Raw genomic sequence first — 14,157 nt, 5'->3', positions numbered from 1 at the left:
CATCTCACTTTTTTTTAACTTAACTTGTAAATTATTATCTAAACTAAACATATGATTTTTGTAGGTATAGCCTTCGTTATTCTAATTGGGTTCGCAATCTTTGCATTACGTAAATTAAAGACAAAAAAAGCTGATAAATGTCCTAAACATTGGCATGATTTATTACTTAAGCATGTCGATTTTTACACCAATTTATCATCAAAACAGCAAAACCAATTTCAAAAACGTATGATGTTGTTTTTAAGTGAAGTAAACATAGAAGGCATTCAATTAGAATTACAAGAATTAGATTCCGTATTAATTGCGGCAAGTGCGGTAATTCCTGTATTTGGATTCCCAGAGTGGCATTATACAAATTTAAGTGGCGTTCTTTTATATCCGGATAATTTTAATTCAGATTATGAATTTGGCTCTAAAAAAGAGAATCGGATTATTGCCGGAATGGTTGGCACTGGGCGTTTAGAAAAACAAATGATACTTTCTAAAAAAGCATTATATCACGGATTTTCGAATGCTCATGATAAAAGTAATACCGCAATTCACGAATTTGTTCATCTTATAGATAAAATGGATGGAGAAACAGATGGTGTTCCCGAATACATTATGAAACACGCATACACCATTCCATGGTTAAAATTAATTCATAAAGAAATAGAAGCTATTCATAATAATAAATCGGATATTAGAAGTTACGGAGGAACTAATCAAGCTGAATTTTTTGCTGTAGCTTCAGAATATTTTTTTGAAAACCCAAAACTGATGAAAAGAAAACATCCTGAATTATTTAATATGCTTCAGAAAAGTTTTCAACTGACTCCAAACACCCTAAGAACATAACCCAATGAAACTGAAATCATTTTTATTAACCTTAACACTAATCGTATTTAGTGCTGCTATATCTCACGCACAAGGTTTTAGAGTACGCTTAAAAGTACCAAGCGAAGCTTTAAAAAACAATTTAATAAACAATCCTTCTAACAGAGATATTACGGTTTACCTACCACCTTCTTATCAGACTAATTTAGATAAAAAATATCCGGTGTTATATTTCCTACATGGATTTACAGATAGTGACAGTAAATGGTTTGGTTGGGAACATCATTGGATTAATTTATACGAGTTACTAAATAAGAACATGACTAATGGTACAGTAAAAGAGATGATTGTCGTTATGCCAAATGCATACACTACTTTTAAGGGAAGCTTTTATGGTAAGTCTGAAACTATGGGCGATTGGGAAACCTTTATTACTAAAGAACTAGTAAATTTTATTGATTTAAAATACAGAACATTACCCAATGCAGAAAGTCGCGGTTTGGCAGGTCATTCTATGGGTGGTTACGGAACCCTGCGTTTGGGTATGAAATACCCTGAAGTTTATTCGGCAATGTATGCTTTAAGTCCGTGTTGTATGGAAGAAAGTTTTATTCCGAGTGCAGAAAACATAAAAAACATGGAGGCTGTAAATTCTAAATCAGGTGTTGCAGATGTTTCTTTTGTAGAAAGTATAAATATGGCTTTTTCTGCAGCTTGGGCTTCCAACCCTAAGAAATTCCCATTGTACATAGACTTAGCCTATAAAGATGGTAAACCCAGACCTGAGATACTAGAAAAATTTAAAAACAATCAAATTTTGTATACCGTAGATCAGTATATAGATAATTTAAAAACATACAAAGCCATTGCCATTGATGCAGGAACAGACGACACAGCAATTTTTGAAGCCTCAAATAAACTTCACACGCTACTGTCTAATCATCAGGTAGAGCACACTTATGAGAGCTATAAAGGTGACCACACCAATAAAATTGCAGATCGTATTACAACTAAAACGTTGCCGTTTTTTTCTGAACATTTAAAATTTGAACAAGATTAATCTTTTGAAATCACTTATTATTTTCCGATATTTATAGAAGTCAAACACTCACCTATTCACCCTTAAGAACACATTTAAGTTATGGATTTTATTGATTATTATAAAATTTTAGGAATTGACAAAAATGCCACAGAAGCCGACATTAAGAAGGCTTACCGTAAGTTAGCTAGAAAATATCATCCCGATTTAAACCCGAATGATACAGAAGCTGAAAAAAAGTTTAAGAATATAAATGAAGCTAATGAAGTCCTTTCTAATCCAGAAAATCGTAAAAAATACGATAAACATGGAGAACAATGGAAACATGCCGATGATATAGAACGTGCTCAAAAAGCACAAGGTTCAAGACAACAGCAAAACTATCAAGATTTTTCAGGTCAAGGAGGACATTTTGAAGAAGATTACTCAGATTTCTTCGAATCTATGTTTGGTGGTCAACGTACTTCTGGATCTAGACAGAGCAGAACTCATACGCAATTTAAGGGACAGGATTTTAATGCAGAACTTCAGTTAAATCTAACTGATGTTTATACAACCGAATCTCAAATCCTTACCGTAAACGGAAAAAAAATAAGGTTAACTATTCCTGCAGGAATAGAAAATGAACAGGTTATAAAAATTCCAGGAAAAGGTGCTCCTGGTGTAAACGGTGGTCCAAATGGAGATTTATACATCAAATTTAATATTGTAAACAATACAAAATTTAAAAGATACAGTAATAACCTTCATGCCGATGTTGATTTAGATTTATACACTGCCCTATTAGGTGGAGATATAATGGTAGATACGTTTTCAGGAAAAGTAAAATTAAAGGTGGCTCCAGAAACTGAGAACGAAACCAAAGTAAAACTTAAAGGCAAAGGATTTCCCGTATATAAAAAAGATGGTGAGTATGGCGATTTTATAATTACGTACCATATTAAAACACCAAAAAACCTTACAGAGAAAGAAAAAGCGTTGTTTTTAGAATTAAAAAAACTAAGATAAGATGGCAGAAAATCATTATATATTAGTCAGAACCATTTGTGTACAATATAAAATTGAACCCGTATTTCTTGAAGATTTACAAGGCATAGGCTTGGTAGATATTATCACTATTGAAAATGATAAATTTTTACATCAAGACACCTTAGCCGATTTAGAAAAAATGATTCGTTTACATAACGAACTGAATGTAAACTTAGAAGGTATAGATGTTGTTTTTAATTTATTAAAAAAGGTGAATACGTTACAACAAGAGTTATCGGTTACAAAAAACAAGTTACTATTTTACGAGAATCAATAATTATAGTTTAGGGAAATAATCTCTAGTAAATGTAGTTATCATTGTATCTAATTTCAAGTTTTTATACCCCTTTATGAAAGTTTCAATTTTAATCATTTCATTGTTTTGTACCGTTTTACTATCTATTAAATCTAATCGTTTTGAGTCTGTAGCAAATACAACTAAGGAATCACACTATCCGTGTAAAGTAATTACTAAAGATTTTGTTCTTGGTAAATTCGATTTTAAAACTGACTCTTGTTTTGTTAAAGTAGATTCAAAATACTCCAATAAAAGTATTTACTTGCAAAAAGAAGTTTATGAAGCATTTTTAAAAATGAGAACAGCTGCTGAAGCACAAGGCATTCAATTTAAACTGATTTCAGGAACTCGAAATTTCACATATCAAAAATCAATTTGGGATCGTAAATGGAAAAAATATGAAAATCTTACCCCAATAGAACGAGCCAAAAAGATATTAAAATACAGTTCTATGCCAAGTACATCCAGACATCATTGGGGAACAGACTTCGATTTAAATCATTTAACAAATTCTTATTTTGAAAGCGGACAAGGCTTAAAAGCGTATAACTGGTTACAAAAACATGCGAATACTTTTGGGTTTTATCAAGTGTACACATCTAAAGACGGTGGCCGTACAGGATATAACGAAGAAAAATGGCATTGGTCTTATCTGCCTTTAGCTAGTCAATATTTAACATTTTACAATGAGACTATTACTAATACAGATATTATTGGCTTTGAAGGTTTTGAGTTTGCTTCAAGTTTAGATATGATTTGTAATTATGTTAATGGAATATCTCCCGAATCACTTCGTTTCTTAAATTAATATAACTGTTATTAAACGTAAAAAAGCTGAAACACTAATGTATTTCAGCTTTTTTATGATGTAAATTTATTTACAATGTAATGGTTGCTCCCATAACTTTTAAAAAAGCGGCAATCCATTCTGGGTGTCCTGGCCAAGCAGGTGATGTTACTAAATTACCATCAACAAAAGCTTTATCGGCTGGAATATCTTGGAATTCTCCACCAGCCATTGTAACTTCTGGAGCAACAGCAGGATATGCTGTTAATTTTCGTCCTCTAACAACGTCTGCTGCCGTTAAAATTTGAATTCCGTGGCATACGGCTGCAACGGGCTTGTCTTCGGTAAAAAAGTGCTTAACCATTTCAATCACTTTTTTGTTCAATCGTAAATATTCTGGAGCTCTTCCTCCAGCAATTACTAAACCATCATAATCTTTAATATGTACTTTACTGAAGGAATAATTCAACACAAAATTATGTCCTGGTTTTTCGGTATAAGATTGGTCCCCTTCAAAATCATGAATAGCAGTCTTAATAGTTTCTCCTTTCTTTTTATCGGGACACACGGCATGCACTTCGTACCCTACCATTTGTAACATTTGAAACGGCACCATAGTTTCATAATCTTCTGTAAAATCACCGGTAAGCAACAATATTTTTTTCATAGGTTTCTAAAATTAAGAGTGATTAATAATCTTGATTTTCATTTCTTTTAAAGTTACAATGATTTTTAATCGTTTTAAACTGCTTTAAGTTAAAAAATTGATAATCTTAATTTCTATAATCATTTAAACAAAAACGCCAAACAATTATATGTTTGGCGTTTTACTTATTAATAAAAAAAGATATTAAGATTTAGCATTTTCTAGATCTCGCATACTTTCCATTTTTTTCATTTTAAGGAAACCACTAATATCTTCGAAATGTTCTTTTACACGTTTCTCACCAAATTCAAATACTTTAGTTGCTAAACCATCTAAGAAATCTCTATCGTGCGACACCAATATTAACGTACCATCAAAATCTTTTAAAGCATCTTTAATAATGTCTTTAGTTTTCATATCTAAATGGTTTGTAGGCTCATCCAGAATTAAAACATTCACAGGTTCTAACAGTAATTTAATCATGGCTAAACGCGTCTTTTCTCCTCCAGAAAGCACTTTTACTTTCTTAGTTGAAATATCTCCACCAAACATAAACGCACCTAATAAATCTTTAATTCTATTTCTAATATCTCCAACTGCAATGCGGTCTATAGTTTCAAAAATAGTTAAATCGCCATCTAACAACGACGCTTGATTTTGAGCAAAATATCCAATTTGTGCATTGTGTCCTAATTCCATGCTTCCTTCAAAATCGATCTCGTTCATTATGGCTTTTACCATAGTCGATTTTCCTTCACCATTCTTCCCTACAAATGCTACTTTTTGTCCGCGTTCTATAACTAAATTCGCGTTATTAAATACCACATGATCTCCGTAAGACTTAGATAATTCGTTCACGATTACAGGGTATTGCCCAGATCTTGGCGATGGTGGAAATTTTAATTTTAATGCTGCAGTATCTACCTCGTCTACTTCAATAGGCACTAATTTTTCAAGCATTTTGACGCGCGATTGCACTTGTAACGTTTTAGAATACGTCCCTTTAAAACGATCGATAAACTCTTGATTGTCTGCTATCATTTTTTGTTGCTCATCGTAAGCCTTTTGCTGATGTGCACGACGGTCTTTACGCAATTCTAAATAGTGCGAATATTTAGCTTTATAATCGTAAATACGTCCCATAGTAACTTCTATAGTACGCGTAGTAATATTATCTACAAAAGCTCTATCGTGAGAAATAACCACAACGGCTTTTGCCTGACTAATTAAAAATTCTTCTAACCATTGAATACTTTCAATATCCATATGGTTTGTAGGCTCATCGAGAAGAATTAAATCTGGTTTTTGTAATAAAATTTTTGCCAGTTCGATACGCATACGCCATCCTCCACTAAATTCTGATGTAGGTCTACTAAAATCTGAACGTACAAAACCAAGTCCCATTAATATTTTTTCGACTTCTGCTTCGTAATTAATTTCTTCAATAGAATAAAATTTCTCACTTAACTCCGAAACTTTTTCAATTAATTTCATATACGCATCACTCTCGTAATCGGTACGTACGGTAAGCTCTTCGTTTATGGCTTCAATTTCTGATTTCATTTTAAAAATAGAAGCAAATGCTTTTGAAGCTTCTTCCATAACCGTACAATCATCTTCGGTAAGTAAATGTTGTGGTAAATATGAAATAACATAGTTTTTTGGAGAAGACACTTTCCCTCTACTAGGTTTACTTGCTCCAGCAATAATTTTTAATAATGTGGATTTACCAGCACCATTTTTTCCCATTAGGGCAATTTTATCATTTTCATTAATGGAAAAAGAAACATCGCTAAACAGGGCTGTTCCTCCAAATTCTACTGCAATCGCATCTATTGAAATCATTTAAATGTATGTTTTAAGTCGGCAAAGATAAGTTTTAAAGCTACATGCTAACAAATGAATTAAACAAAAAAAACCTCCTAATTCTATTAAAAATTTGGAAGTGTTTAGTCTGATAAAGTAACCTTATTTAAAAAATATCTAATTCATCTTCGCAAGTGTCTTGTACTTCTTGAACTTTTTCGTCACGTAAATCTTCATATTCTGCAATCAATTTATCTTTTTCTTCTTGAGATAAATTATCATTATTAATAACTTCATTAATGTATTCATCATATTCGTCGTACAACTTGATTATTAAAACTTCACAGGTTTCGCCAGTAATCTTTTCGACTAATTCTTCAACATCACAAGATGTACAAACAACAACCAACAATAAAATTGATGCTATTTTTCTTAATGTATTCATATGTTTTGGTTTAGGTTGATTAATTTTACGCTATTAATCATTTAACCTGAAATTTAAATTCCTTAGCAGCCTTCTTCAGAACTTAAGTTGTTTATTTAATGAATGCTACTAATATACGATATCATTTATTTTACTCGAGCTTGAATTTCGTTAACTAACGATTCATACTTTTTTAAAATTCTGTTCCATTCCTTAAAATGTCTATCGTCTACTACTCCAGCATCGTGTTGATCGGTATGCTCTGTAACTAGTTTCACTTTATAAATTAAAGGGTTACTAGACGATTCTTTTACAATAAATCGAGTTCTAATAGCACTTTTATCAAAAGTTTCGATAACCCAAGCCGTTCGTACATAACCTGTTTCTTTATCACTCATTTCTATGACATCGAAATGAGATAATACAATTTGGTTGATTAATTTCCAAGAATCGTCTTTGCCCTTAGTCGCTTTAATAGCGACATCTGAGTTAGCCAAATCTGAATGTATAGTAACACCGTAAGCTTCATCTTTCAGTAAAATAAATTGATATTTACTTGGAGGTTTTGGCATCTCTTTTTTATTACAGAACTCTATCTTTTCGGTTAAATATCCTGTCTTTTTAACTTCTACCAAAGTACACCCTTTGTCTGGAACTTTTATATCTATGGCGCCTTTACCTAACAGTTTACCATTAATATAAATATCGGCATCTGTTTCTGTACAACTCAATTTAATTTTTTTGCTACCTGGAATATCTTTAGTTATCACCGGATTGGAGAACATTGTAATGGAAACAAAAAACAATAACGTAATTAGTAATCTTTTTTTCATATTTGGTTGGTTTAGTTATGTATTCGTAGAGTGAAATTTAAAAAGCATAGCCGATACCTATGTTTAGAATAGGATACCCCTTACCAGATACATATTCTAATACATCTTCTGTACTTACTTGAAAAGTTTCTCTTTGCCCATTAACATCGCCTGTTGCAGTTATTTCATCGGGTAATTTTCCAAAAGCATAACCGAGTTCCCACCTAAAGTAAAGTGATTTACCATACTTCCATCCTAATTTCAAATTAAAGGATGCAAGTTCTTCTTTTGCAACACCGTTTGTAAATTCATTGCCATCGACATTACTACTGCTGATGTTACTTACTTCTCCGTCTAAATTACCGTAAGATGCAGAAACATATCCACCTTTACCACGACTTCCAAAATAGATGTTTGAACCTATCTCAAAATATTTAAAATCTAAATCACCAAAAGGAACCATTCCATAACTAGCAAATGGCGCAATACGGTTGCCTAACAAAGGCGTAACATATTCTATTTCGGCACCAATACCAACAGGAACTCCACCCTTAATTCCAATGCGAAAAGGGTTTATGTCTTCATTTACCTGAGAAAAGCTTAAAAATGGTAGACAGACTAATAAAAAGAAAATTGTATGTTTCATTATCTAGAAGGTTAGGTTTAAATCAAAGGTAGATAAACAGATACTGCAAAAAAATACCCACTTTAAGGTATTTTTTAATCAAATAAAAGAATTATCATTTTGAACATATTAAGAAAACTTTAAAAGTTCTCTGGTTTAGTTTTTGTAATTTTAATCAAAACAAACTTACTTATGGAAACATCCTTAAGCGATTTACATATTCAAGAGTTAACTAAAGCTGTTAGCCTACTTGAAAATCCTAGCATAGCTGCCAAAATAACGAACGTTATAGGTATGCCTATTGAAAAGGCAATCGACTTTCTGCCAGACAATTGGCAATCTAGTATTGGAAAAATAACACAAAAATCTCTTATTAAAGCTACGGAAGCCGCCATTTGGTCTTTAGAAGACATAAAAGTTGACCGACCCTCTAATGCGTGGCATAAATTAGGAGCCGCGGTTTCTGGAGGTGTTGGTGGTTTTTTTGGTTTGCCAGGTTTGGCTGTCGAATTACCATTATCGACCACTATTATGTTACGCTCTATTGCAGATATTGCGCGTTCTGAAGGTGAACTGTTAAGTGATAACGAAACCAAATTAGCATGTATGGAAGTCTTTGCTTTAGGAGGTGAAAGCACGGCAGATGACGATGCAGAAAGTGGTTATTTTGTAGTTCGGGCTGCACTAGCAAATTCTATTACTGAAGCCTCTAGATTTGTAGCTACCAAAAAAATATCTGAAGAAAGTGCTCCTGCCCTAGTTCGATTTATAGTGAATGTTGCTGCTCGATTTAATGTTTTAGTTACAGAAAAAGCTGCTGCACAAGCTATCCCCGCAATTGGAGCTGTGGGAGGAGGAATTATTAATACTTTATTTATGGATCACTTTCAAAATATGGCACAAGGCCATTTTATAGTGAGAAGATTGGAACGTATTTATAGCCCTGAAGAAATTAAAACATGGTATAACGCAATTTTAGAACTCAATCTAGAAAACGCAGATTAGTGATACACATTACAGACTCCAAAATAAGCTCTTTAATCTCAATGCCTATTTTGGAGTCTATTATATTAATAAATTACTTTTCTTCTCTATGTTATAGAAGCATTGTATATGCTGTCTATAGCGTCTTCTAGTGTTGAAGAAAATTCATCATCGCTTTGTTGTTCTTTTAAATTATTTAAAAGAGCTCTAGAAAAACTTGCTACCACACCTTTATTTTTAGCCAATAAGCTATTTGCAGTTTCAATATCGTAACCTCCAGAAAGCGCAAATACTCGAATTACTTTTGAATGATTTACCAAATCTTTATAAAAATCTGGTACCGATGGTAATGTAAGTTTTAAAATTATAGATTGATTCCCTTTTAATTTATCCAATTCTAATCGGATATTTTTCTTTAATACCGCTTCAATTTCAGATTTTTCCTTAGCGTGAATATCTACTTCTGGCTCTAAAATTGGAATTAAACCACAAGCAAGAATCTCTAATCCTACAGCAAACTGTTGTTTAACAATTTCAGCAATGCCTTTCGGATTATTTTCATAAATAACAGAACGCATTTTAGTACCAAAAACACCAAGTTTTTTAGCTTCTAATAATCTAGCTTCAAGATTTGGTATTGGCTTCATCAATTTAACACCATGGTTTAAATCTTCTAAGCCTTTATCGACCTTTAAAAAAGGTACAATGTTTTTTTCTAACAAATACGTTGGAACCGGTTTTGTATCGATTGTACCTTTCATAGTATTCTCAAAAAGAATCACTCCTAGAATTTTATCTTCGGTGAAATTTTTATTTGAAATGACTCTGGTACGCATCTCATGAATTAATTGAAACATTTCGGTTTCGTCTTTATATTGACTCTCGTCTATACCATATCCCAAAAGTGCCTTAGGTGTACTTCCTCCGCTTTGATCTAAGGCTGCTATAAAACCTTTTCCGTCTTGTATGTGTTGTAATTGTTGCTGAAATGTATACATGATCTTCTTATTTAAACATTAATAAAAACAGACTTTTTGTTATTTATAAAGATGCAAAAAGTTAAATTGTTCAACAACAAAACAGGTCTTAAAATCAGTTAAATTTTATTGAATTATATGTTCTTCACGTCTTGCTAATTTTGAAGCTATAATGCTGATAATAAATATTTGTGAAGCATGAAAAACCATTAAAGGCAATAAAATTACGCTCGATGCTGCGACATTTTTGAATAAGATTTTATAAAATATTGTTCCATGAACTAACGACTTTTTAGTTCCACAAAATTGTGCTGTAATTTTATCTTCTACACTAAATTTTAATTTGGTTGCAATAAGTCCGATGATATAGAAAACAATAAAAAAGATAAGAATTACAATACCAAAAAGCAGTGCCAAATCAAACCAATTAATATCAATAAAAATATTATTATAAAAGGAGTCAGAGAAGCTTTTATAAATGATAAGCAGAATTACAGATTTATCGAAAAGCGTTAGTTGTTTACTGTATTTCATGGCTAGTTCATGACCGTACTTCTGTAGCATAAGTCCTAAAATTACAGGTAAAATAATTCCGAGAATCAAATTCATGTATATAGAACCATAATCGAAATCTGCTCCTGCTTTTTCTATAAATAAACCAACCCAAAGTGGCGTAATTAAAATACCAATAATTCCAGATATACTTGCATTAAAAATAGCCGCAGGTACATTTCCTCGAGCTACAGATACCATAACAACAGACGACGAAACTGTAGACGGTAAAGCAGCCATAAACAAGAGTGCTAACCAAAAACTATGTTGTTCCTCTGTTTGGACAAAAGGATAAAACATTAAAATTAATAGCGGAAACAATAAAAATGTAGACAACTGCACCAGAACGTGTAGTTTCCAATTGTATAATCCAGACTTAATTTGTTTCGGACTCAGTTTTAATCCGTAGAAGAAAAAAATTAAAAAGAATCCTATAGAACTTACTGTTGAAATAGGAAAAGGGCTCCCTTCTATTCCCCATTGTGGGAAAAAATACGCAAATATTATAGTTGCTATAATCGCAAGAATAAAGCGATCTATTTTAAATTTCATACATTATAATTTTGAATACAAATTTATATCAACTAAAGTTTTTTAATTCGCTCTAATCAACTTTTATTTTAAGGTTTCCATTTTATTCTAAATAAAAAAACTTCATCTAGATGATAGAGATGAAGTTTTAGTATTATGTTCTTCAATTTTAAATTGAAGTTATATGTTCTGATTATATTTTAAACCAATCTTGAACTTTTTGAATAATTTCTACATCTTTACTAGAATCTTCAAATTCATTATTCATTTTATTATAAATATAATCTTTACTCCAAGCTTCATGGTTTTCTGCGACTTGTTCTATGGCATCACAAATAAATTCTAACTCTTTATTAGACGTAATAGGATGCAATGATAAACGAACCCAACCCGGTTTATTTGTTAAATTTTTAGAGTTTAAATCTTCAACCATTTCTAAAGATTTATTCTCATCATAATCGAATAAATAATGTCCATACGTACTAGCACAAGACCAACCACCACGTACTTGAATTCCGAAACGGTCGTTTAACAATCTAACAATTAAATTGTAATGTACATTCTTAATTCCGAAGGACACACAACCAATACGTTTTACTTCTGTAGATCCTAAAATAAATAAATTTGGAATTTTATTCAATCTCTCGAAGCAATACGCTAATAATTCTTCTTCTCGAGCAGCTATTTTTTCGGTATCCATTTTATCTTTTAAACGCATCGCTAAAGCTGTACGCATAACTTGTAAAAACCCTGGAGTTCCACCATCTTCACGCACTTCAATATCTTTAAAATAAGCATATTCTCCCCAAGGGTTAGTCCATTGAACATTTCCACCACCAGGAACATCTGGACAGTTAGCCGTATATAATACTTTATTAAAAACTAAAACACCACAAGTTCCAGGGCCTCCTAAAAATTTATGCGGAGAAAAGAAAATAGCATCTAAACGCGCCTCTACATCTACGGGGTGCATATCGACATCGACATAAGGAGCAGAAGCTGCAAAATCGACAAAACAATATCCACCATGTTTATGCATGATTTTAGCTAAATCGTAAAATGGTGTAATAATACCTGTAACGTTAGAACAAGCTGTAAATGACCCTATCTTGGTTGTTCTATCTTTATACTGAAGTAATGCTTTTTCTAATGTTTCTGGACAAATTAATTTTTGATCGTTACATTTTAAAATAACAACATCAGCAATGGTTTCATGCCAAGGCACATGATTAGAATGGTGCTCCATATGAGAGATAAAAACCACCGGACGATCATTTTCAGATAATTGTGCTTTTTTCTGTTTTGCATCTGGAAAACGCAATCCCATTACACGTTGTAAGTGAGATAAAACACCTGTCATTCCTGTATTTGCAGTGACTAACACATCGTCTTCGTTGGCATTTACATGTTCTTTTATAATAGCACGAGCATGTTTATATGCGTAGGTTGAAGCTTTTCCTGTTTCACTAGAAAACGAATGCGTATTGGCAACCATTGGTCCAATCTGTTCTTGCATGATCGTTTCAATTGGGGCATATAAGCGACCACTTGCAATCCAATCTGCATATAATAATTGCTGATTCCCGACTCTGCTTTTAAAAGTGTAATTATCTCCAATGACACCTTCTTTAAAACTTTGAAAATAAGTCTCTAATTTTATATTGGCATCTACATCTGTTATCTTACTCATTGATTGTTCTCGTTTACGATTTATAAGAAAGCAGCACAGTTAATTATTTGCTATGCTTTCAATAAAATGCTAATTTACTATTATATGTTACAATCTGAAACTATTTTGAGGACGAGAATCATTTCTGAAATACGACTAATTAATGAAATTTAATAAATAACTAAATATTCTCATTCATATTAAAGCATCACATATTTTTTTGTGTAGAAAAACTTTAAATCTTTAAAAAACATCCTCATAAATTATAAATATTTTTTTTAAAAAAAATTCTAGTATATAAAGAGAAAGACCGTCTAAACTAACGGTCTTTCTCTTTTATATAAATACATTGATGCTAAGCACCAATTTTATAACATTTAATCTATAACCAATAATGGTGTTTTAGAAACTTCAGATAACGCTTTAGTTAAAGCGCCTTCAGATGATGTTTTTCCTTTAGTATGGTTACGTGGTAAGATACTAATTAGGTCTATATTTTTTTCTTCAGCATATTTAAAAATACTTGTTGGAATATCTGGACCATCGACAAAATGGTGATGCGAATAAAAGTTTTCTAGATAATACATTATCGCATTTTCATTCTTTTCGTCTACAATGGTATAACCATATTCTGCCACGCCTTGCTTAACTGTAAGCACATCTACTTTAGCTTTAAATCGTCTAGCAACTTGTAATAATACTTCTAATAGTTTACTATCGTGAATTAAATCTTCACCTATAACTAAGGCTATTTTTTGTATTTTAAAGTTTTCATAATCTTTAGGAATTACAATAACAGGACAATCTGCTACAAGCACAAAAGAAGATGTGTTTGTATTTAATTTTTTATTATTAACTAGGCTTGTTCCCATAAAAATAAGATCTACTTGTTCGGCCTTCTCTACTTCTAATAAAGACGTTTGAAGCAACCCTTTTTTTACAATAGCGCTTACATTACTTGCACAACTTTCATGAGCTTCTGCTCTTACAGCTTCTAATTTTTCTGCTGCAGTTTCGTCTTCAACTTCATTTACATAGACTAATATAATTTCTGTATCACTATCGTTCGCAACAAAATTCTTCGCATAATTGAGTGCATTATTAGCTGTTTCAGAAAAGTCAAAAGGCACCAAGATTTTAAACAACTTTTTCATGTATTAAT

15 protein-coding genes are annotated in these 14,157 nt (G+C 31.9%); 6 read left to right on the top strand and 9 right to left on the bottom strand.

Annotated features, from left to right (window positions below):
- Positions 1-51: 51 nt before the first annotated feature.
- The 5 genes from BN863_RS06510 to BN863_RS06490 all read left to right on the top strand — a co-directional run bounded on the left by BN863_RS06510 (position 52) and on the right by BN863_RS06490 (position 3,990).
- Complete coding sequence (locus tag BN863_RS06510) at positions 52-837, top strand: M90 family metallopeptidase (protein WP_038528771.1); 786 nt, start codon at positions 52-54, stop codon at positions 835-837.
- A 4-nt stretch (positions 838-841) separates the two neighbouring features.
- Positions 842-1,876, top strand: a complete 1,035-nt coding sequence (locus tag BN863_RS06505) for an alpha/beta hydrolase (RefSeq protein ID WP_038528768.1) — start codon at positions 842-844, stop codon at positions 1,874-1,876.
- Between the two features lie 81 nt (positions 1,877-1,957).
- Positions 1,958-2,863: a DnaJ C-terminal domain-containing protein gene (locus BN863_RS06500; RefSeq protein ID WP_038528765.1), complete on the top strand. Its 906-nt coding sequence runs from the start codon at positions 1,958-1,960 to the stop codon at positions 2,861-2,863.
- 1 nt (position 2,864) lies between these two features.
- Positions 2,865-3,161 carry a chaperone modulator CbpM gene (locus tag BN863_RS06495; RefSeq protein ID WP_038528761.1) on the top strand — a complete coding sequence of 99 codons (297 nt, stop codon included), beginning with the start codon at positions 2,865-2,867 and terminating at the stop codon, positions 3,159-3,161.
- A gap of 73 nt (positions 3,162-3,234) precedes the next feature.
- A complete protein-coding gene (locus tag BN863_RS06490; RefSeq protein ID WP_038528758.1) occupies positions 3,235-3,990 on the top strand; it encodes a M15 family metallopeptidase in 756 nt (251 codons plus the stop codon).
- A gap of 70 nt (positions 3,991-4,060) precedes the next feature.
- Here the strand turns inward: BN863_RS06490 and BN863_RS06485 are convergent, their stop codons facing one another.
- The 5 genes from BN863_RS06485 to BN863_RS06465 form a co-directional block, all read right to left on the bottom strand.
- Positions 4,061-4,636 (bottom strand): DJ-1/PfpI family protein, encoded by a 576-nt coding sequence (locus BN863_RS06485; RefSeq protein WP_038528755.1) that lies wholly within the window; start codon positions 4,634-4,636, stop codon positions 4,061-4,063.
- A gap of 183 nt (positions 4,637-4,819) precedes the next feature.
- Entirely contained in the window at positions 4,820-6,460 is a 1,641-nt protein-coding gene (locus BN863_RS06480) for an ABC-F family ATP-binding cassette domain-containing protein (protein ID WP_038528753.1), read from the bottom strand.
- Between the two features lie 127 nt (positions 6,461-6,587).
- Entirely contained in the window at positions 6,588-6,866 is a 279-nt protein-coding gene (locus BN863_RS06475) for a hypothetical protein (protein WP_038528751.1), read from the bottom strand.
- 125 nt (positions 6,867-6,991) lie between these two features.
- Positions 6,992-7,678 carry a hypothetical protein gene (locus tag BN863_RS06470; RefSeq protein WP_148304575.1) on the bottom strand — a complete coding sequence of 229 codons (687 nt, stop codon included), beginning with the start codon at positions 7,676-7,678 and terminating at the stop codon, positions 6,992-6,994.
- A gap of 37 nt (positions 7,679-7,715) precedes the next feature.
- On the bottom strand, positions 7,716-8,303 hold the full coding sequence (locus BN863_RS06465) for a hypothetical protein (protein WP_038528744.1): 588 nt from the start codon (positions 8,301-8,303) through the stop codon (positions 7,716-7,718).
- A 171-nt stretch (positions 8,304-8,474) separates the two neighbouring features.
- Between BN863_RS06465 and BN863_RS06460 the strand changes: the two genes are divergently transcribed.
- On the top strand, positions 8,475-9,287 hold the full coding sequence (locus tag BN863_RS06460) for an EcsC family protein (RefSeq protein ID WP_038528741.1): 813 nt from the start codon (positions 8,475-8,477) through the stop codon (positions 9,285-9,287).
- 86 nt (positions 9,288-9,373) lie between these two features.
- Here BN863_RS06460 and BN863_RS06455 read toward each other — a convergent pair whose 3' ends face one another.
- From BN863_RS06455 to BN863_RS06440, 4 genes are all read right to left on the bottom strand, one after another.
- Positions 9,374-10,264 (bottom strand): fructose bisphosphate aldolase, encoded by an 891-nt coding sequence (locus tag BN863_RS06455; protein WP_038528738.1) that lies wholly within the window; start codon positions 10,262-10,264, stop codon positions 9,374-9,376.
- A gap of 105 nt (positions 10,265-10,369) precedes the next feature.
- The gene (locus BN863_RS06450; RefSeq protein WP_038528736.1) at positions 10,370-11,347 is read right to left on the bottom strand and encodes a bile acid:sodium symporter family protein; all 978 of its coding nucleotides are present in this window, start codon (positions 11,345-11,347) and stop codon (positions 10,370-10,372) included.
- 172 nt (positions 11,348-11,519) lie between these two features.
- Entirely contained in the window at positions 11,520-13,016 is a 1,497-nt protein-coding gene (locus tag BN863_RS06445) for an aminotransferase class V-fold PLP-dependent enzyme (protein ID WP_038528733.1), read from the bottom strand.
- Between the two features lie 356 nt (positions 13,017-13,372).
- Positions 13,373-14,149 (bottom strand): universal stress protein, encoded by a 777-nt coding sequence (locus tag BN863_RS06440; RefSeq protein WP_038528731.1) that lies wholly within the window; start codon positions 14,147-14,149, stop codon positions 13,373-13,375.
- Positions 14,150-14,157 lie beyond the last annotated feature (8 nt).

The sequence above is a fragment of the Formosa agariphila KMM 3901 genome (assembly GCF_000723205.1).
GTDB lineage: Bacteria > Bacteroidota > Bacteroidia > Flavobacteriales > Flavobacteriaceae > Formosa > Formosa agariphila.
This window is presented reverse-complemented; position numbering and strand designations above follow the sequence as displayed.

What these genes read in the sequence shown, in the direction of transcription:
- BN863_RS06445 (WP_038528733.1), bottom strand. Translation starts at nt 13,016, where the DNA reads ATGAGTAAGATAACAGATGTAGATGCCAATATAAAATTAGAGACTTAT.
- BN863_RS06450 (WP_038528736.1), bottom strand. Translation starts at nt 11,347, where the DNA reads ATGAAATTTAAAATAGATCGCTTTATTCTTGCGATTATAGCAACTATA.
- BN863_RS06480 (WP_038528753.1), bottom strand. Translation starts at nt 6,460, where the DNA reads ATGATTTCAATAGATGCGATTGCAGTAGAATTTGGAGGAACAGCCCTG.
- BN863_RS06465 (WP_038528744.1), bottom strand. Translation starts at nt 8,303, where the DNA reads ATGAAACATACAATTTTCTTTTTATTAGTCTGTCTACCATTTTTAAGC.
- BN863_RS06485 (WP_038528755.1), bottom strand. Translation starts at nt 4,636, where the DNA reads ATGAAAAAAATATTGTTGCTTACCGGTGATTTTACAGAAGATTATGAA.
- BN863_RS06495 (WP_038528761.1), top strand. Translation starts at nt 2,865, where the DNA reads ATGGCAGAAAATCATTATATATTAGTCAGAACCATTTGTGTACAATAT.
- BN863_RS06455 (WP_038528738.1), bottom strand. Translation starts at nt 10,264, where the DNA reads ATGTATACATTTCAGCAACAATTACAACACATACAAGACGGAAAAGGT.
- BN863_RS06500 (WP_038528765.1), top strand. Translation starts at nt 1,958, where the DNA reads ATGGATTTTATTGATTATTATAAAATTTTAGGAATTGACAAAAATGCC.
- BN863_RS06470 (WP_148304575.1), bottom strand. Translation starts at nt 7,678, where the DNA reads ATGAAAAAAAGATTACTAATTACGTTATTGTTTTTTGTTTCCATTACA.
- BN863_RS06505 (WP_038528768.1), top strand. Translation starts at nt 842, where the DNA reads ATGAAACTGAAATCATTTTTATTAACCTTAACACTAATCGTATTTAGT.
- BN863_RS06490 (WP_038528758.1), top strand. Translation starts at nt 3,235, where the DNA reads ATGAAAGTTTCAATTTTAATCATTTCATTGTTTTGTACCGTTTTACTA.
- BN863_RS06440 (WP_038528731.1), bottom strand. Translation starts at nt 14,149, where the DNA reads ATGAAAAAGTTGTTTAAAATCTTGGTGCCTTTTGACTTTTCTGAAACA.
- BN863_RS06460 (WP_038528741.1), top strand. Translation starts at nt 8,475, where the DNA reads ATGGAAACATCCTTAAGCGATTTACATATTCAAGAGTTAACTAAAGCT.
- BN863_RS06510 (WP_038528771.1), top strand. Translation starts at nt 52, where the DNA reads ATGATTTTTGTAGGTATAGCCTTCGTTATTCTAATTGGGTTCGCAATC.
- BN863_RS06475 (WP_038528751.1), bottom strand. Translation starts at nt 6,866, where the DNA reads ATGAATACATTAAGAAAAATAGCATCAATTTTATTGTTGGTTGTTGTT.